Annotated in this window: 17 protein-coding genes; 13 read left to right on the forward strand and 4 right to left on the reverse strand. The window is 30.1% G+C overall.

The features are described from left to right. Nucleotides 1-2 precede the first annotated feature (2 nt). The 12 genes from mfd (at nt 3) to spoIIE (ending at nt 13387) form a co-directional block, all read left to right on the forward strand. Nucleotides 3-3377 (forward strand): transcription-repair coupling factor, encoded by a 3375-nt coding sequence (gene mfd / locus CLOTH_RS08670; protein ID WP_079413160.1) that lies wholly within the window; start codon nt 3-5, stop codon nt 3375-3377. Between the two features lie 34 nt (nt 3378-3411). After that, a complete protein-coding gene (locus CLOTH_RS08675; RefSeq protein ID WP_079413162.1) occupies nt 3412-4398 on the forward strand; it encodes a peptidylprolyl isomerase in 987 nt (328 codons plus the stop codon). Between the two features lie 91 nt (nt 4399-4489). After that, nucleotides 4490-5029 carry a stage V sporulation protein T gene (gene spoVT / locus CLOTH_RS08680; RefSeq protein WP_079413164.1) on the forward strand — a complete coding sequence of 180 codons (540 nt, stop codon included), beginning with the start codon at nt 4490-4492 and terminating at the stop codon, nt 5027-5029. Between the two features lie 88 nt (nt 5030-5117). Further along, on the forward strand, nt 5118-6716 hold the full coding sequence (locus tag CLOTH_RS08685) for a putative polysaccharide biosynthesis protein (protein WP_079413166.1): 1599 nt from the start codon (nt 5118-5120) through the stop codon (nt 6714-6716). A gap of 30 nt (nt 6717-6746) precedes the next feature. Beyond that, entirely contained in the window at nt 6747-8237 is a 1491-nt protein-coding gene (gene yabN, locus CLOTH_RS08690; RefSeq protein WP_331722070.1) for a bifunctional methyltransferase/pyrophosphohydrolase YabN, read from the forward strand. 91 nt (nt 8238-8328) lie between these two features. Continuing rightward, nucleotides 8329-8607, forward strand: coding sequence for an HU family DNA-binding protein (locus CLOTH_RS08695; RefSeq protein ID WP_079413170.1), 279 nt, complete (start codon nt 8329-8331; stop codon nt 8605-8607). 67 nt (nt 8608-8674) lie between these two features. After that, nucleotides 8675-8917, forward strand: coding sequence for an RNA-binding S4 domain-containing protein (locus CLOTH_RS08700; protein ID WP_079413172.1), 243 nt, complete (start codon nt 8675-8677; stop codon nt 8915-8917). Nucleotides 8918-8974: 57 nt separating this feature from the next. After that, complete coding sequence (gene yabP / locus CLOTH_RS08705; protein ID WP_079413174.1) at nt 8975-9232, forward strand: sporulation protein YabP; 258 nt, start codon at nt 8975-8977, stop codon at nt 9230-9232. 2 nt (nt 9233-9234) lie between these two features. Next, nucleotides 9235-9666, forward strand: coding sequence for a spore cortex biosynthesis protein YabQ (gene yabQ, locus CLOTH_RS08710; RefSeq protein WP_079413176.1), 432 nt, complete (start codon nt 9235-9237; stop codon nt 9664-9666). Between the two features lie 4 nt (nt 9667-9670). Beyond that, nucleotides 9671-9970: an FtsB family cell division protein gene (locus CLOTH_RS08715; protein WP_079413178.1), complete on the forward strand. Its 300-nt coding sequence runs from the start codon at nt 9671-9673 to the stop codon at nt 9968-9970. A 36-nt stretch (nt 9971-10006) separates the two neighbouring features. Continuing rightward, the gene (locus tag CLOTH_RS08720; protein ID WP_079413180.1) at nt 10007-10930 is read left to right on the forward strand and encodes a Ppx/GppA phosphatase family protein; all 924 of its coding nucleotides are present in this window, start codon (nt 10007-10009) and stop codon (nt 10928-10930) included. Between the two features lie 87 nt (nt 10931-11017). After that, nucleotides 11018-13387 carry a stage II sporulation protein E gene (gene spoIIE / locus CLOTH_RS08725; protein ID WP_079413182.1) on the forward strand — a complete coding sequence of 790 codons (2370 nt, stop codon included), beginning with the start codon at nt 11018-11020 and terminating at the stop codon, nt 13385-13387. 250 nt (nt 13388-13637) lie between these two features. Here the strand turns inward: spoIIE and CLOTH_RS08730 are convergent, their stop codons facing one another. The 4 genes from CLOTH_RS08730 to CLOTH_RS08745 are packed head-to-tail and all read right to left on the reverse strand — an operon-like array spanning nt 13638 to nt 16943. Continuing rightward, the gene (locus tag CLOTH_RS08730) at nt 13638-14291 is read right to left on the reverse strand and encodes a hypothetical protein (protein ID WP_079413184.1); all 654 of its coding nucleotides are present in this window, start codon (nt 14289-14291) and stop codon (nt 13638-13640) included. An 11-nt stretch (nt 14292-14302) separates the two neighbouring features. After that, nucleotides 14303-14545 carry a hypothetical protein gene (locus CLOTH_RS08735; RefSeq protein ID WP_079413186.1) on the reverse strand — a complete coding sequence of 81 codons (243 nt, stop codon included), beginning with the start codon at nt 14543-14545 and terminating at the stop codon, nt 14303-14305. A 2-nt stretch (nt 14546-14547) separates the two neighbouring features. Then, complete coding sequence (locus CLOTH_RS08740; protein WP_079413188.1) at nt 14548-15879, reverse strand: AAA family ATPase; 1332 nt, start codon at nt 15877-15879, stop codon at nt 14548-14550. Between the two features lie 11 nt (nt 15880-15890). After that, nucleotides 15891-16943 carry a metallophosphoesterase family protein gene (locus CLOTH_RS08745; RefSeq protein ID WP_079413190.1) on the reverse strand — a complete coding sequence of 351 codons (1053 nt, stop codon included), beginning with the start codon at nt 16941-16943 and terminating at the stop codon, nt 15891-15893. 244 nt (nt 16944-17187) lie between these two features. Here CLOTH_RS08745 and CLOTH_RS08750 point away from each other — a divergent pair, with 244 nt between their 5' ends. Beyond that, the gene (locus CLOTH_RS08750; RefSeq protein WP_079413192.1) at nt 17188-18783 is read left to right on the forward strand and encodes a CTP synthase; all 1596 of its coding nucleotides are present in this window, start codon (nt 17188-17190) and stop codon (nt 18781-18783) included. Nucleotides 18784-19222: the final 439 nt, after the last annotated feature.

Here is a 19222-nt window from a genome sequence, read left to right on the forward strand (position 1 = left end):
ATATGAGAGATATCTTTATATATCCACTCCAAAACTCAATAGAATACAACAATATAATACAATCTATACAAAACAACAAGTCCCCTCTTTTGATAAATGGACTTATATCTTCTCAAAGACCGCACATAACTTATAGTCTATTTAATGACACCAAAAGGCAAACTATCATAATAACTCATAACGACTTTGAAGCTAAGAAAGTTTATGACGATTTGAAATTTTATATAGGAGATAAGGCTATTTATCTATCTTTTGAAGAAATATTCTTTTATCACTTAGATGCAAAAGATAAGAAAGAGGAATCAAAGAGAATAAATGTATTATCAAAACTGGCTAAAGAAGAAGACGTGGTACTAATCACGTCTATAGAAGCTGCGCTAAAAAAATATATCCCAAAAGATGTACTAATAAAGAACATATCTAAGTATGAAGTAGGAGATACAATAAATCTTGAAGAAATATCTAAAAAACTCGCCAACATAGGATACGAAAGAGTATCTAAGGTTGAATCTTTAGGACAATTCTCCATAAGAGGAGGAATACTAGATATATACACTCCAAACTACGAAAGCCCTATAAGAATAGAGCTATTTGACGATGAAATAGATTCTATAAGAATGTTTGATAGAATAAGTCAAAAATCAATAGAGAAACTAAAAAATATAGAAATAATACCTTCAAGAGAGTTAACGTATCCAGAAGATATAGAAAATGCTATAAAGAAAATGAAAAGTGAAATAAGAGAATATACTAAAGATGAAGTATATTCAGATATAGAAAAAATAAAAGAAAGGATATATTTTGAAGGAGCAGAAAACTTTATAGATTACTTATACGAAGAATTCGATAAAAGTATATTTAGCTACCTAAAGAAAGACGCAATAATAATTCTTAATGAACCTTCAAGAATACATGAAAAAAGCAAAAATGTACTTGATGAATTCAAAGAAAACTACAAATCAAACCTAGAAAAAGGATATGTATTAAAGTCACAAGGTAATTTACTTTACAAATTTGAAGACTTAGAAAGCTTAATAAAAGATAGATTTGTAATACTAAAATCCCTACTACCAAAGTCTACAAAGGGATTTAATGCTATGTCTATAGTAAATTTTAATTCTAGAGAAGTAGCCACATTCAATGGAAAAATAAATCTATTAGCAGAAGAATTAAAATATCTAAAATACAATGGATATAAAGTTCTTTTAGTTCCAGGATCAGAAGAAAGAAGTAAATCTCTATACAAAAGCTTACTAGATGAAGAAATAGAATGCACATTCATTAAGGAAAGAAGCAAAGAATTAAAATCATCTCAAGTTATAATAGTTCCAGGAGACATATCATCAGGATTTCAATACAGCGACATAAAATATACACTTATAACAGATAAAGAAATATTCGGAGTTCATAAGAAATCTTCTGATAAGAAAAAGAAATTCAAAAAAGGTGAAAAAATAGAATCATTCCTAGAACTTAATGTAGGAGATTATGTAGTACATGAAAGTCACGGTATAGGAAGATACCTAGGAATAGAACAGTTAAAAGTAAATGGAATAAAAAAGGATTATATGAAGCTTGTTTACTCTGCTGGAGATAGTCTTTATGTACCTACAGATCAGATGGATAAAGTACAAAAATATATAGGTGGCGGTGGAGAAAACCTAAAACTTAATAAACTTGGAACTAATGATTGGAACAAAGCTAAAAGCAAAGTAAGAAAAGCAGTAGAAGATATGGCTAAAGAACTTATAGAACTTTATGCTAAAAGAGAAAAAGTAAAAGGATATAGATTTAATTCTGATTCTCATTGGCAAAGAGAGTTTGAGAGCTTATTCCCATACGAAGAAACAGAAGATCAGCTAAAGTCTATACAAGATGTAAAAAAAGATATGGAAAGCGACAAAGTAATGGATAGATTGATATGTGGAGATGTTGGATATGGAAAAACAGAAGTCGCTATAAGAGCAGTATTTAAAGCTTGCATGGATTCAAAGCAAGTAGCAGTATTAGTTCCAACTACTATATTAGCTCAGCAGCACTATAACAACTTCAAAGAAAGATTTGCAAACTTTCCAATAAGAGTTGAGGTTTTAAGTAGATTCAAAAGCTCAAAAGATCAAAAACTAATATTAGAAGACATAAGAAAAGGTCTAGTAGACGTTGTTATAGGTACACATAGAATACTATCTAAAGATATAGAATTTAAGGACTTAGGTCTTGTAGTTATAGATGAAGAGCAAAGATTTGGAGTTAAGGACAAAGAAAAATTAAAGCAAATAAAAACATCAATAGATGTACTTACTTTATCTGCAACTCCTATACCAAGAACACTTCACATGTCTTTAAGTGGAGTTAGAGATATGAGCCTAATAGAAGAGCCACCGCAAGAAAGACATCCCGTATTAACTTATGTAGTAGAAGCAAAAGAAAGCATTATAGCAGATGCAATAGATAGAGAGATATCTAGGGGTGGACAGGTATTTTTTGTTTATAACAGAGTGAATGGAATAGAAAATATGGCAGCAAAAATAAAAAAATTAGTACCAAATGCCAAAATAGCGATGGGACATGGTCAAATGAGTACAAAAGAACTTGAAAAGATAATGATAGGATTTTTAGAAAAAGAGTACGATGTACTTGTTTGTACAACAATAATAGAAACAGGAATGGATATCCAAAATGCAAACACTATAATAATATACGATGCTGACAAAATGGGACTAGGGCAGCTCTATCAGTTAAGAGGTAGAGTTGGAAGATCATCAAGGCAAGGATATGCATACCTTATGTACGAAAGAGATAAGATATTAAGCGAAGTTGCAGAAAAAAGATTAAAGGCAATAAAGGAGTTTACAGAATTTGGGTCAGGATTCAAAATAGCAATGAGAGATCTTGAAATAAGAGGAGCTGGAAATGTACTTGGATCACAGCAGCACGGGCATATGGCAGTTATAGGTTATGACCTTTATGTTAAGATGCTAAATGAGTCAATAAAGAAACTAAAAGGAGAAGTACTAGAGGAAACAATAGACACAGAAATAGATATAAATATAAATGCATATATACCAGATAAATATATAAGTGATGAAGTAACAAAAATAGAAATCTACAAAAAAATCGCAGCAATTGAATCTAAAGAAGATATGCATGAAATAGAAGAAGAAATAGAAGATAGATTTTCTGATATACCTACACCTGTTAGAAACCTTTTAATGATAGCTTATATAAAGTCCCTTGGAAAAAAATTAAAAGTGAAATTAATAAAATACGATGGTCAAAGAGTACATCTTCAGCCACATTATGTATTTAAAACGGATGAAAAAAATGATTACAAGCTTGTTTGTGAAATTGCAAGTGTAATGGAAAAAATGTTATAATGGATAAACTAAACTTTAAAGGGAGTTGTTAAATATGAAGAAAATTGCAGCAATAGTTTTGGCAATGGTCATTATACTATCTTTAAGTGCATGTCAAAATGTAGATCTAAGCCAAGAAGTAGCTAAAGTAAATGGTCAAGCAATAACACTTGGAGAGTACAATAAAAGATTAGCACTGCAAAAGAAAAATTATGAAAGTATATACGGCGGTGATATATGGGAACAAGAAATAGAAGAAGGCAAAACAGTCTTAGATTTAGTTAAAGAAGAAATATTAGATATGATGGTATTAGAAGAAATAATATATCAAGTAGCTTCAAAAGAAGTAACAGTCGAAGAAAGTGAGATAGATGAACAGTTTAAGCCTTTCAAGGAATATATAGATCAAGATGAAAGCTTCAAAAAATTCATGAAAGAAAATAAAATATCTGACGAGTATATAAAAGAAACAATAAAAAGAGATATAACTATATCTAAATACAAAGAAAAATACATGGATAACTTAAATATAAGTGAAGAAGAAGCTAAAGAATTTTTTGATGAAAATAAAGAGTATTACAGAAAAGAAGAAGTTAAAGCATCTCACATCTTGCTTAAAACTATAGACGAATCAAACAATCCTTATCCAGAAGAAAAAATAAATGAAATAAAAGAAAAAGCACAGGAAATACTAAATAGAGTAAAAAGTGGAGAAGATTTTGCAAAGCTAGCCAAAGAGTACTCAGAAGACACAGGTTCAGCTCAAAATGGAGGAGACTTAGGAAACTTCAAAAGAGGAGTTATGGTTCCTGAATTTGAAGAAGCGGCATTTAGCTTAAAAGTAGGAGAAATATCTGATCTTGTAAAAACAAAGTTTGGATATCATATAATAAAAGTTACAGAAAAAATAGATGAAATACCAGATTTTAGTCAACTTAAAGAAATTATAGAGTCAGAACTTAAAGAAATGAAGTATATAGACAATATAGAAAGATTAGAAAAAGAAGCTAAAGTTGAAAAAAATATAGAAGTTATAAAGTAGGGGAGAATAATTTATCTATTCTCCCTTTTTTTGTATATTTTTTTTCTTTTGGTAAAAACTATACTCAAAGAAGCTATGGAGGGATAAAATAATGAGAGCTACAGGAATTGTTAGAAGAATAGATGATCTAGGAAGAGTTGTAATACCAAAAGAAATAAGAAGAACCCTCAGAATAAAAGAGGGAGATCCACTTGAAATATTTACAGCAAAAGATGGAGAAGTTATATTAAAGAAATATTCTCCTATAGGAGAGCTAAACGATTTCTCTCAAGAATACGCAGAGACATTAGGAGAGAATACTAGTTTAGGAGTTGTAATAACTGATGTAGATAGTATAGTTTCTGTATCAAAACTATCTAAGAAAGAATATAAAGATAGAAGTATAAGTAGAGATTTAGAAGATTTAATAGAAAATAGAGCGTCTATACTAGCTAAAGACTCTAGAGTAATTCCTATATACAGAGATGATAACAATGAATACCAAAAGCAAATAGTAGTTCCTATAATAAGCGGATCAGGAGATCCTATAGGAGCAGTTATATTTGTAAGCAAAGATAAAGAAGAAATAACAGAGGCAGATGAAAAGCTAGCTAAGGTGGCAGCAGGATTTTTAGGAAAGCAGATACAATAAAAAAGACCCTAAGGGTCTTTTTTATTATGGCTATAAATCAATAGTTGTGATATATTATTACTTAGTTTATATCTTAGGAGGGAAACATATGGGCAAGAATTCCTTTTTAAAAGGAGCTTTTATACTTGGAATTTCAGGAATTATAGTAAAAATAATGGGTGCATTTTTTAGAATACCTCTTGGAAATATAATAACTTCGGAGGGAATGGGGTATTATCAAACTGCATATCCTATATATGTTCTGCTACTTGCAATATCATCTGGAGGATTTCCAGCTGCTATATCTAAGTTAGTTTCAGAAAAAATAGCAATAGGAGATAAAAAAGGAGCACATAGAGTATTTAAAGTATCATTTGGAGCATTAATATGCACCGGTATTATAAGTTTTGCTATGCTGTTTTTTGGTTCTCATTATATAGTTACAAGCTTAATAAAAAATGAGAAAGCATATTATTCAATGCTTGCAATATCTCCAGCACTATTGTTCGTACCTATAATGGCAGCATTTAGAGGATATTTTCAAGGTAGACAACAAATGGGCCCAACAGGGACATCGCAAGTAATAGAGCAATTTGGTAGAGTAGTAATAGGAATATATCTAGCATTTTTACTTTTAGGAAGAGGAAAAGAATATGCAGCGGCAGGAGCATCATTCGGTGCAACTGCAGGAGCAATATTAGGATCTATATTTATGTTCTTTGTTTACTTTAAGAACAGAAATAAAATAAAAAGTGAACTTGAAAGCAGTAAAAGCTTTAAGGAAGATACTACTTATGAAATACTTAATAAGCTTTTAGTTATAGCCGTACCTATAACTATAGGATCAGCTATAATGCCTATAATGAATATGATAGATGTATCTATAGTAATGAGAAGATTGCAAGAGTCTGGATTCACATATGAACAAGCTAACAGCTTATACGGACAATTGACAGGGATGGCAGCAACTCTTATAAATCTTCCTCAGGTTCTAACTATGGCACTTGCTGTAAGTTTAGTTCCTGTAATATCTCACTCATTTACAATAGGAGATTTAGCTACTGCTAGAAAAGATGTGAAAGCAGCTACAAGAACAGCACTTATAATAGGCCTTCCAGCTGCATTTGGTCTTGCATCTTTATCAGGACCTATTATGAGGTTGCTTTATCCTAATGAACCAGCATCTGCAGGACAAATACTTCTTTATTTATCAATGGGAGTAATATTTATAAGCTTAATTCAGACATTTACAGGAATACTACAAGGAATGGGAAAAGCACACATACCTGTTATAAATCTAGTTATAGGATCTATATTTAAAATAGCAATAACATATACACTAACAGCAGTTCCTTCTTTAAATGTTAAAGGAGCTGCAATAGGAACGGTAATAGCTTACATGGTTGCAACAATTCTTAATTTATATGCAATAAAAAAACATATAGGTGTGAAATTTGAATTTATGGAATTTGTTGTAAAGCCATTAGTATCTGTAATAGTAATGTCAATAGTGGCTATAACATCTTATAGATTATTAGTTTCTAATCTTGGAAATTCAATGGCTTGTGTTGTTTCTATAGGATTTGCTGGTATAGCTTATTTTGTAGTATTACTAGGGGTTGGAGGAATAAAAGAAGAAGAAATAAATATGATTCCTAAGGGTAAGAAAATAAGCAAAATCCTAAAAAAAGCTAAATTACTTAGATAAACAGTTATATTCACAACATTTGTGGGTATAATGCTAATTATAGTATACTGTCAAGAAGGTGAGAAAATGGGAAGCATAACTATTGTAGGGCTAGGACCTGGAGATTTCGATTTGATAAGCAGTGGAGCCTTAAGGCTCCTTAAAAATAGCAAAAATATATACCTTAGAACAGAAAAGCATCCAATAGTTAAAGATCTTACAAAAGAAGGAATAAACTATACAGGATTAGATTATTTTTATGAGAAAGAAAGTAATTTTGAATCTGTATATGAAAATATAAGTAAGTTCATAATAGAAAAATCTAAAAAAGAAGATATAGTGTATGCAGTTCCAGGACATCCTAGAGTTGCAGAACAAACTGTAGATATAATAGAAAATATTGCAATAAAAGAAAATATAAAAATAAACATAATACCATCTATGAGCTTTGTCGATGCAATGTTTAATACATTAGGAGTAGATCCAGTTCATGGATTTAAGCTTACAGATGCACTAAATATAGAAAGTGAAAAAATAGATACAAATTCAAATTTAGTAATAACTCAGGTTTATGACAAGTTTACAGCTTCTAATCTTAAAGTAAAACTTATGGATTACTATAATGATGATACTGATATATATGTTGTAAGAGGAGCTGGAATAAAGGATTTAGAAACTGTTCAAAAGCTAAAGCTTTATGAGATGGACATTGAAGGAAACTTTGATTATTTAACGAGTGTGTATATTCCAAAAGCAGATGAAAAGAAATTTAAAGATGTTTATGATCTTGAAGATATAATGGAAAAGCTAAGAAGTGAAAATGGATGTTCATGGGATAAAAAACAAACACATGAAAGTTTAAAGACATACATAATAGAAGAAGCTTATGAACTTGTAGAAGCGATAGAAAAAGAGGATATAGATGAGCTTATAGAAGAACTAGGAGATATACTCCTGCAAGTAGTATTTCACTGTCAGATAGGAAAAGAAGAAGGATATTTTGATTTAAATGAGGTTGCTCATGGAATATGTAATAAATTAATATACAGACATCCTCATGTGTTTGAAGGTAAGAAGATACAAGGAGATTACAACAAGCAGTGGGAGGAGCTAAAGAAGAAAGAAAAGGGAGAAAGCACTATAACAGAGAGTCTAACTAGAATACCAAAACATCTTCCTGCACTTATGAAGTCAAATAAAATACAATCAAAAGCAGCCATGGTTGGATTTGATTGGGACAACATAGAAGATGTATACAAGAAAATACAAGAAGAATTCAAAGAAGTTATTGACGCACAAAGGAATTTGAATATACAATACATAGAGGAAGAGATTGGAGATTTACTGTTTGCAGTTGTTAATCTAGCTAGATTCCTGAATGTAAATCCAGAAAATGCACTTAACAAAACTAATCAAAAATTCATAGATAGATTTAAGTTCATAGAAGAAAGTGCTAAGAATATGAATAAGAAATTAGAAGATATGACACTAGAGGAAATGGATGAGCTTTGGAATAAAGCAAAAAACTTTAGAAAATCTTAATAAAAAAGAGGAATTACAATAGTTAAGTAGAATTATTAAGATTATCCAAAGGTTATTATAAATTAATACATATACTGAGGAGGAAATTAACATGAATAAAGCTGAATTAGTAGCTAAAATGGCTGAACACAGTGGATTAACTAAAAAGGATGCAGAAGCTGGATTAAATGCATTCATGAAAGCTGTAGAAGAAGCATTATACGCAGGAGATAAAGTTCAATTAGTTGGATTTGGAACTTTCGAAACAAGAGAAAGAGCAGCAAGACAAGGAAGAAATCCAAGAAATCCAGAGCAAGTAATAGAAATACCTGCATCAAAAGCTCCAGTATTCAAAGCTGGAAAAGGCTTAAAAGACATGATAAACAAGTAATTCCAAAAGTGTGGTATGTCCACACTTTTTTTCTATTCATATATAACCATAAAAAGAGGTGAATATAATGAGGCTAGATAAATACCTTAAAGTTTCAAGACTTATAAAAAGAAGAACTGTAGCAAAAGAAGCTTGTGACAGCGGAATAATAAGTATAAATGGAAAAGTAGCAAAATCTTCAACTGAAGTTAAGGAAGGAGATATAATAGAAATAAGATTTGGATCTAAACTTACAAAGGCCAAAGTCACAGAAATAAAAGAACATGTACTAAAAAATGAAGCTAAGGAAATGTATGAAATAATAGAATAAATAAGAAAATCCCCTCATAAATTATTATAAATCAGGAATTTATGGGGGGATTTTGTTATGGAGCATAACATTAGTCTAAAAAATAGAGAAACTCTAACGATATGTGGAGTTGAACATGTATATTCATTTAATGATACAAAGATAGAACTAAGGACTAATCTAGGAGATATGAAAATAGAGGGAGAAGGCCTAGACATGGGTAAATTAAGCCTAGAAGAAGGAATAGTTACTGTAAAGGGAATGATAAATACCATAGCATACTCTAAAGTAGCTAAAAAAGATGAAGAAGGCTTCTTTAAGAAGATATTTAAGTAGTCATGTATGAAAACAGTGAAGTATATGTATTCATTGTTACAGTTTATGGAGGAATTCTTATAGGTATAATTTATGACATGTATAGGGCAATCTCGTATAGCTTTAAAGTTCCAAAACCGATTAGAATTATAGAAGCTATATTATTTTGGACTATAACAGGAATAGTAGAGTTTTTGATACTTCAAAAGGCAAATGGATATGATCTTAGGTTTTATAATTTTATAGGATTTATTATAGGAGTTATTATATATTTAAATACAGTAAGCAAATACATCTTGAAATTAAATTGCAAAGTAGCAAAGGTAATAACAAGTATATTCAAATTTATATTCGGAGTTTTTAATAGCATATATTACATTATAATCTACCCAATTCACCTTATATTTGATATTATAATATATAAGATGTTAAACTTTAGAAAAGATGTAAGGTGATATAATGGCAAAACGAAAGAAAACAAATCTATATGAAATACTTATAGTCATCTTTATAATATTTTTGATAGTATACACTGTATGGGCATTTATAAATCAAGGTATAGCAATAAGAAAATATAAAAATGAAATAGCTAATATTAAAGAACAAATAAGAATTATAAAAGAAGAAAAAGAAAAAGTAGAAGAAGAAATAGAAAATTATAAGCAGGATTATTATATAGAAAAAATAGCAAGAGAAAGATTGAAAATGGTAAAGCCAGGTGAAATAATATATATAGACGTAAATAGAAATAATAATTAAAGGGTAATACCCTTTAATTTTTTTTGGAGGTGGATTATGAAATTAGGAGCAATAGATATAGGAACCAATTCTATGAGACTATTAATAGCAGAATATGTAGAAGGGAAATTTTTTGATAGACAAAAATATATAAATACTACAAGAATAGGACAAGGTGTAGATGAAAATGGATACATATCAAAAGATGCTATAGATAGAAACATAGACGCACTAAAGGAATTTGTAAATATTGCAAAAGAAGAAAAGTGTGAGAGAATATGGGCAATTGGAACATCAGCACTTAGAGATAGCAAAAACAAAGATGAATTTCTAGATAGAGCATATAAAGAAGCAAATATAAAGGTAGAAGTTATAACTGGAGAAGAAGAAGCAAATCTAGGCTTTATAGGTACTATAAAAGGAATAAATGAAGATAAAGATATACTAGTGCTTGATATAGGTGGAGGATCAACAGAATTTATATTTGGAGACAGTAAAGAAGGAATAAAGTTTCTAAAAAGTGAAGATGTAGGAGCACTTAGAATGACTGAAAAGTTCCTAAAAATAGACCCAATAGATAAGCGTGAACTACATAACCTAAATAATTATATAGATAAGACTATAAATAACACAATAAAACATATAAATGAAATGAATATATCTAGATTAATAGGAATAGGAGGCACTATAACAAGCCTTTCAGCTATTAATATAGAGCTTGAAACTTACGATATGAACAAAATACACAATAGCAAGTTGACTATATCTGATATACAAAGAATATTAAATAAATTAACAAAGCTTACAATAGATGAAAAGAAGAAACTTAAAGGACTTCAGCCAAAGAGAGCAGATATAATAACTGCTGGAACATGTATTTTGATGAGCATAATGGAAGGTCTTAATATACAAGAAATAACTATTAGCGAATATGATAATTTAGAAGGATTAATTTGTCAAAAGTCAAGAAAAATGTCTTAAAATTTTAATAAATCCACTCCCTATTATGACAAAAAAAGCATTCATTGTCTGCTAGAATTAGAAAATATAACGGGGGGGGATTTTTTTATGATAGAAAAACAACAAATATCTACTTATAAAAGAATATACACACAAGAAGAAAAGATAGTAAGTTTTGACAAAACCATGATATTTTTCTCGGTACTTGGTTTTTTGTTAGGTAGAGCGGTTCTTATAGACAATCTAGGCCCATTTGGTATATCTTACTTTGCATATATGTGCAAATTCAAAAGATATAGAATACCTGTGTTCTTTTCTATAGCAACTGGAATAATTCTAAGTCATCAAGGAAGCAACTCGCTTAAATATATAATAGCTTTATTTATTATGTATTTAATATCAACAAATATAAATTTAGAAAAAAAGAGTATTTTAAAGATAGCTATATTTGGACTGAGCATTAGTATGCTTGTTGGAATTGCGTATAGTGCAATAAAAGGCATATACATATACGATATATTAGCTTCTTTATTTGAATCTATAGTAGTGTTTGTACTGATATATATATATTCATTCGGAATAGAACTTATTCTAAAAAGATCTATAAGAAGAACAATATCTAATGAGGAAGTTATAGCACTATCTATAATAATGGGAATTGCAATAAGTGGAATATCTAATATAAATTTTTTTCAGATATCCCTAAAGAGTGTACTATCAATACTTATGATAATAATCTTTTCATATAAAGGTGGAGCTGCTTTAGGGGCATGTAGTGGAATAACAATAGGACTTATAACTAATATCAATACTTTATCATCTACATTTTACGTAGCATTATATGGATTTTCTGGCCTTGTAGGAGGAGTGTTTAATAAAATAAACAAATATATGGTTGTAAGTGGATTTGTAATGGCTTCAAGTATAATGACTATATACACAAAAGGTAGTGGAGATCTTATTTTAATAAAGGAAACAATAATTGCATCGCTATTATTTTTCTTAATATCTGAAGAAAAACTTGAATACATAGAAAAGTTCACAAAAGCCGCATTAGGAAATGAAGACTCTGCAATGAACTATATAACAAGAGTTACAGAAATACTAAATAGTAGATTAAAAGATGTTGAAACAGCTTATTCAGAAATAGCAACTACATTTGAAAAGGTAAGAGAAAAAGAAAGAATATTAGACCAAAGAGATATAGCAAGCGTTGTTGATATGATAAGTCAAGACGTTTGTAAAAGCTGTGGAATGAGAAGAAGCTGTTGGGATAGTAAGTTTCACCATACATACAATATGATAATGGAGATGTTGAATGTACTTGAATGCGAAGGAAAGCTAGATGAGAATTCAATACCTAGCGAATTCAAAAGATACTGTATAAAACACGATTATATAGCAAAATCAGCTAGACACTACTTTGATCTTTTTATGGTGGACTATAAATGGAACAAAAAACTATCAGAAAATAGAAAACTTGTCTCATCTCAAATAAAATCATTATCAAAGTGTGTAGGAAGTTTGGCTAAGGAATTAAAAGAAGAAATAAAATTTGATGTAGATATGGAAAATGACATAATAGTTGAACTTGACAAAGAAGGAATAAAAGTAGAAAAAGTAAGTTACATAAAAAGAGAAAATGGAAGCTTTGAAATAAATATACAAAAGTCACCTTGCTACGGTGGAAAGCTATGTAATGAAAGGTTGATACCTATAGTATCAAAAGTAGTAGGAAAGAAATTATCTAGCTTAAGTCTTGGATGCAAAACGTCAGGAGATAACTGCAAAATAAGACTTGTTGAGGGAGAACAGTTCATAGCAAAGACTGAGGTATGCTCTCTTTCTAAAGATGGAAGTATAATATCAGGTGATAGTTATACATATATGGAAGTAGAAGATGGAAAGTACATGATAGCTCTTAGTGATGGAATGGGAAAAGGAGAAAAGGCTTACGAAGAATCTTCTGTTACAATAGGAGTTTTAGAAAAGATGATGGAGTCTAGAATAGATGAAGAAACAAGCATAGATATAGTTAACAGTATGCTTATGCTTAAATCATCTGATGAAATATTCTCAACAGTAGACCTAAGTATAGTAGATCTTAAAGAAGGTGTCTTAGAAACTGTAAAAATGGGAGCTTGCCCATCTTTTATAAAAAGAGCTAAAGGATCAGTTGAAGTTATATCATCATCATCACTTCCTATAGGAATATTATCTGAAATAAAAGTAGATAGAGATAGCAGAAGACTAAAAGAAGGCGACTTTATAATAATGGTATCAGATGGAATAATAGATGCAGGAAAAGATAAAAATCTAGGAGAAAACTGGCTATATACAGTACTAGAAAAAATAGACAAGACAAGTCCTAAAGAACTTGCAAACACTATACTAGATAATGCCCTTGAATTACTAGATGGAGAGCCGATAGATGATATGACTGTAATGGTTACCAAAATGCTAAAAAGCAGTAGATAAGAATGTGTAAAAAGATTAAAAAAATTGTGCATAATTATGTTAGTAATGTGGATAAGTTGTGGAAATAAAGATTGACATGAGGATAACAATAAATAGCCTGTTGATAATGTTATTAACTTTGTGGATATTTTTATGAATAAGTTTATAATTATGTGCATATAATATAGGTTAAAGGCTTTGAGAGTGAGATTTTAACACATAATTAAAGAAATAAAAATAATTGGGGATAACATATATGTTATCCCCAACTTTACTCTATGCTATATTCTTTAGCTTTTGATATTCCATTTTCCATAGTAACTAAATATCTCTTATCAGATATCTCAGAAAGGTGAGTATTGTGAGTAACCATTATTATTTGGCGATTAAATGTATTATTTATTTCTTTTAAGAATCTTCCAACATTGTTTATATATTCTTCTGAAACATGCTTTGCAGGTTCATCTAATATAAAAGGTGCTTCGATTTGTGGATTGTGAGTTTGGAGCATACAATATTTAAGAGTAAGACATATTATATCTATTATTCCACCACCACGACTATCCTCAGGACTGTTTTTTATGAAAGATCCATCTTCAAGCTTTGTTACAACATAAAATGAAGCTTCAGGCCTTCCTCTTTTTTGCTCAAACTCTATCTTAAACTCTATATTTTCACCAGTTATAAATTGAAGTGCATTAGTAACCATAACCTCAAACTGATATTTTATTTGTTCTCTAGCATACATAGAGCTTTCTTCAAGAAGAATCTTAGCCTTAGTAAATACTTCTTCATCATTTTTAAGCTTTAATATATTTTCATTAGTCTTTTTTATATCTTCCTCAAGCTTATTTTTTAATGCCTTTTTGTGCATCAAATAATCTCTATACTTTAGGTGTTTGCTTTTTATTTCTTTAATATTCATACACTCATCTCCTACAGATTAGGAATTTCACTTGGTAAAAGCTCAAGTATCTTAGATCTTAACTCTTCCTTTTCTTTTTCAAGTTTTTGTATTACAGCATCAAGCTCTGAAGGGTTATAGCCAAGTTTTATTATCTCATCACTCAAAATCTTCTCTTGCTTTTCAAGTTCTTCAAGTCTAGTTTCAGCTTTATACTTAGTCATCTTTCCATTTTCTATTCTTTTTTTAAGCTCAGCTAATTTTTGTTCATCCATTATTAATCCTCCTTATTTAATCCGTTTATAATATTATTTATAGAATCTTCATCTATATTAGTAAAGCAGGTAGGACATTTACCCATAGCCCTAAGAGTACTTGAATATAGCTTTGTAATAGATAAAAGTTCATCATTAACAGTAATTAAATAACTTTTTCCTTTTTTGATTCTTTCTATAGTATCTTTATAATTTTTATTCACATCATGCAATTTCTCAATATCTTTGCCTTTTGAAATAAGGCTATCGTAAAGACTTTCGATATTACTATAATCAGGAAGCATATTTAATACATTTTTATATTTTATTTGCTCATTTTTTATAAGCTTCATATTTTTGTTTAGCTTATTTACCTCATTAAGACAATTTATCTTATCTTTTAGCTCATAATATACACTCTCTACATTATCTATATCTTTTAAAGCACACAAAACATTCTTTGTATAATGCTTAGACTTAGATATGTTATCAAGAGAAGTTTTTATTCTATTAAGATCACTACTTTCTCTATGCTTAAGCTCTATATTCTTTAGAATAAGCTCACAGCTATCTATATTCTGCAAAGAACTTATAACACTTCCTAATCTTAATTTCTCAGACTTTATATGACTAAACATAGATACATAGCTTTTAAGCTTGTCTATACTGCTTTCAATGCTTTCATAAGAGGATATAAGCATATCTATATCTTCTAATATTTTTTCTTCTTCCTCTAAATTCTCATACAGCTTCATTTCTTCATTTAAGCTATCTAGATTACTTTGATACTCTTTAAGCTTCTTTGATACATCAAGCATATCAGACTTTATATCTCTTATAGCAGAATCGAATAAATTAGCATTTATAAGCTTTCCTATAGTCTTAGAACGGTCTGAACCTGTAGATGAAATAAGAAAAGGAGCTTCAAGCTGAAAAAGAAAATTAGGAACTTCATAAAGGTCCTTATCAATTTTTAGAATCTTAACTCCACAAGCATCCAAAACTTCCTCAGGAACATCTGTACCAAAATTTTCATTTTCGCTAACAGTTCCATCAGGATAATTAATTATATATATATTCTTAGAAGTTATAGTTTTTTTTCCTTTAAGTATCTTACTTCTAGTAACACTTACCCCATCGTCAAATACTAAAGTAACAGAGCATTCAGAGCATTTATCCCTAACCATAGAATTTCCTTGAGGCTCATTTAGCATAACCCACTTAATAGCACGAATTATAGCAGACTTTCCTTTATCGGACTCACCTATTATAGTATTAAGACCATTTACAAACTCAAGATGAGTATCTTTATGACTTTGAAAATTATTTATAATAATCTCTTTTATATATTTCATAATACCACTCTCTATTCTTTTGAAAGATTTTCTTCAGCTTGGGATAGCTTAGTCAAAGCATACTCTAAAACATCTTTGCTCAAATTCTCATTAGTAGCAATCTTTCTAACTATACTTTTAATATCAGCAGACTCTATATCAGATGTTGATCTTATCTCTCTTAAAAATTCTTCCATCTTAACTTCTCTATACTTACCCTTTTCTATGAAAGATCTATCTAATATTTCATCTCCACTTTTTTGTCTTAAAGGAATAAACTCAAGGTTTATATTATCCTTAGATACTTCTATATACAAAGCTCCAACCTTTCTTTGCATCTCACTAACATCAGCTGACACTCTAGATAAAGATCCAGGATTTGCAAAATACTTTCCATCAATATTTACAGGCTTAAATCCTCTATGATAATGTCCACTTAAAGTAAGATCAGCCCTAGTACCTATGATATCATCAAAAGTTACAACCTTCATATGAGGATTGAAAGACTTTTCCATAAGCATACCGTGAATTATATGAATAGCTTTATGTGCATCTTTATGAACATCACTAACAACATAATCTCCTTCTATATCATCTTCATCTATTCCAAAGTGAGAAGGAGTACCTGTTATTTGAAGTGTTAAGTCATTTTTTTTGACCAAAAGCCTTTCTCCCTTATAAAGAAGATCTATAAGTCCTGCCTTTTCAAATAGACCAAGTCTTGTAGACTTTATATTATCAATATTGTTTCCGAATAAATCATGATTTCCAGCAACACCTATAAGTTTTTTAAATGTCCTAAGAACTTTTGCACACCTACCAGATACAGCATCAGAAACAGAAGGATTATCAAACAAATCTCCACCGAACAAAACAAAATCGCAGTTTCGCTCTTTTTCAATACTTGAAAGCTGACTTAACTTATCAAGAACAGTATCAAGAAAATTATCCTTTCTAGACCTTGGATTTCTTCCGGTTATATGAACATCAGTAAAAAACAAAGTCCTAATTATACTGTCATCTCCATCTAAAATGAGTCTATCGTATTCCAAAGTATCACATCCTTTCATACTAATTATAAACATAATTTCTATAAAAGCATAACAACTTCCTTCAAATAAAAAACATGAATATTAAAGCAAATTATTGTTGAAAAGTTTGATAAATGATGATACTATATTATAGTTATTGTAAATTGAAAAGTAAAGAGCCAGGCCCCTAAAGAGGGAGGCTCATCTGATAGATGGTAGGTCGCCCTTTCCTAGGGCGACCTACCCTTTTTTTAAGAAAAATATTAATATACAAAAGTCTAAGACTAGGAGGATAAAAATGAGCACAAAGTATATATTTGTTACAGGTGGAGTTGTTTCATCTCTTGGAAAAGGAATAACAGCAGCATCATTAGGAAGACTTTTAAAATCTAGAGGACTTAAAGTAACTATACAAAAGTTCGATCCATATATAAATATAGATCCAGGAACTATGTCGCCATATCAGCATGGAGAAGTATTTGTAACAGATGATGGAGCAGAAACAGATTTAGATTTAGGACACTATGAAAGATTCATAGATATAAATCTTTCAAAAAACTCTAACACAACAACAGGAAAAATATATTGGTCAGTACTTAATAAAGAAAGAAAGGGAGATTATCTAGGAGGAACAGTTCAGGTTATACCTCACATAACTAATGCAATAAAAGAAAGAGTACACAGAGTATCTAAAGAAGGAAACTTTGACGTAGTAATAACAGAAATAGGAGGAACAGTAGGAGATATAGAATCACTGCCTTTCCTTGAAGCTATAAGACAAATAAAATACGACGTTGGAGAAGAAAATGTATTATATATCCACGTTACATTAGTTCCATACCTTGGTAAATCAGGAGAACTAAAAACAAAACCAACACAACACTCAGTAAAAGAGCTAAGAAGCATAGGTATACAACCAGACATAATAGTATGCAGATCAGAAAAGCCACTATCAGAAGATATGAAAGAAAAGATAGGACTTTTCTGTAACATAAAAGCTAATCACGTAATTCAAAATTTAGATGCAAAGACTTTATACGAAGTTCCACTAATGCTAAAAAATGAAGGATTAGATCAGCTTGTAGTAGATAAGCTAAAACTTGATGCAAAAGATCACGATCTAAGTGATTGGATAGAAATAGTAGAAAAAGAAAAATCTCTACAAAAAGAAATAAAAATAGCTTTAGTAGGTAAATATGTAGAGCTACAAGATGCATATATATCAGTAGCAGAATCACTAAAACATGCTGGAATAAACAATGGAGTAAAAATAGATATTAAATGGGTTCACTCAGAGCATATAAATGATCAAAATGTAAGCAAAGAATTAGAGGGAATGGACGGGATATTAGTTCCTGGAGGATTCGGAGATAGAGGAGTAGAAGGAAAGATAAGTGCTATAAGATACGCTAGAGAAAACAAAATACCTTTCCTTGGAATATGTCTTGGAATGCAACTAGCAGTAGTAGAGTTTGCTAGAAACGTAGTAGGACTTAAAGGAGCTCACTCATCAGAACTTGATCCAAATACAAATTACCCTGTAATAGACCTTATGCCAGAACAAGCTGACATAGAGGAAATGGGAGGAACAATGAGACTTGGTGTTTATGCTTGTAAGTTATATACAGAAACAAAAGCACACGAAGCTTACGGAGAAACACTAGTATACGAAAGACATAGACACAGATATGAATTCAATAACGAATACAGAGAAGCACTTACAAAAGCAGGACTTGTAATATCAGGAATATCACCAGATGAAAGATTAGTAGAAATAATAGAGCTAAAAGATCATCCTTGGTTTGTGGCAGCACAGTTCCACCCAGAATTCAAATCAAGACCTACAAAAGCTCACCCGCTATTTAGAGAATTTATAAAAGCATCCATAAAATAAAGACTTTGCCATTTGGCAAAGTCTCAGACTGTTGACAAATTATATTATAGAAAGCTCTTTTGAAATTCAAAGAAAGAGCTTTCTTTCTTTTTGGTAAAATATAAACTTAGACTATATTATGCAATCTCCTGTGGAATAAACGGCTTTTAAATTACACCTTGAGATTTCTAAAATCTCCATGCAATCCTGAATCCTAGAAAGCTTTGAAACTCGCAAGCTCAAACAATCAAAGCTTCTATCGGATTCAGTATGCATGTCGATAAGAAATCTTGCAAGGTTTATTAAATCAAGCCTACTCATTCCACATGGAGTTTGCTTTTGCTAAAATCTAAATCTTTAATATACAAAAAAGAAAAATACTTTGATATAATAAAAATATTGAATAAATTACCAAGAGAGGAGAAATATATGAAAAAAATATTGTTAAGTGTATTAATAA

It is taken from the genome of Alkalithermobacter paradoxus (assembly GCA_002029295.1).
In the GTDB taxonomy this organism is placed as follows: Bacteria; Bacillota; Clostridia; order Peptostreptococcales; family Peptostreptococcaceae; genus Alkalithermobacter; species Alkalithermobacter paradoxus.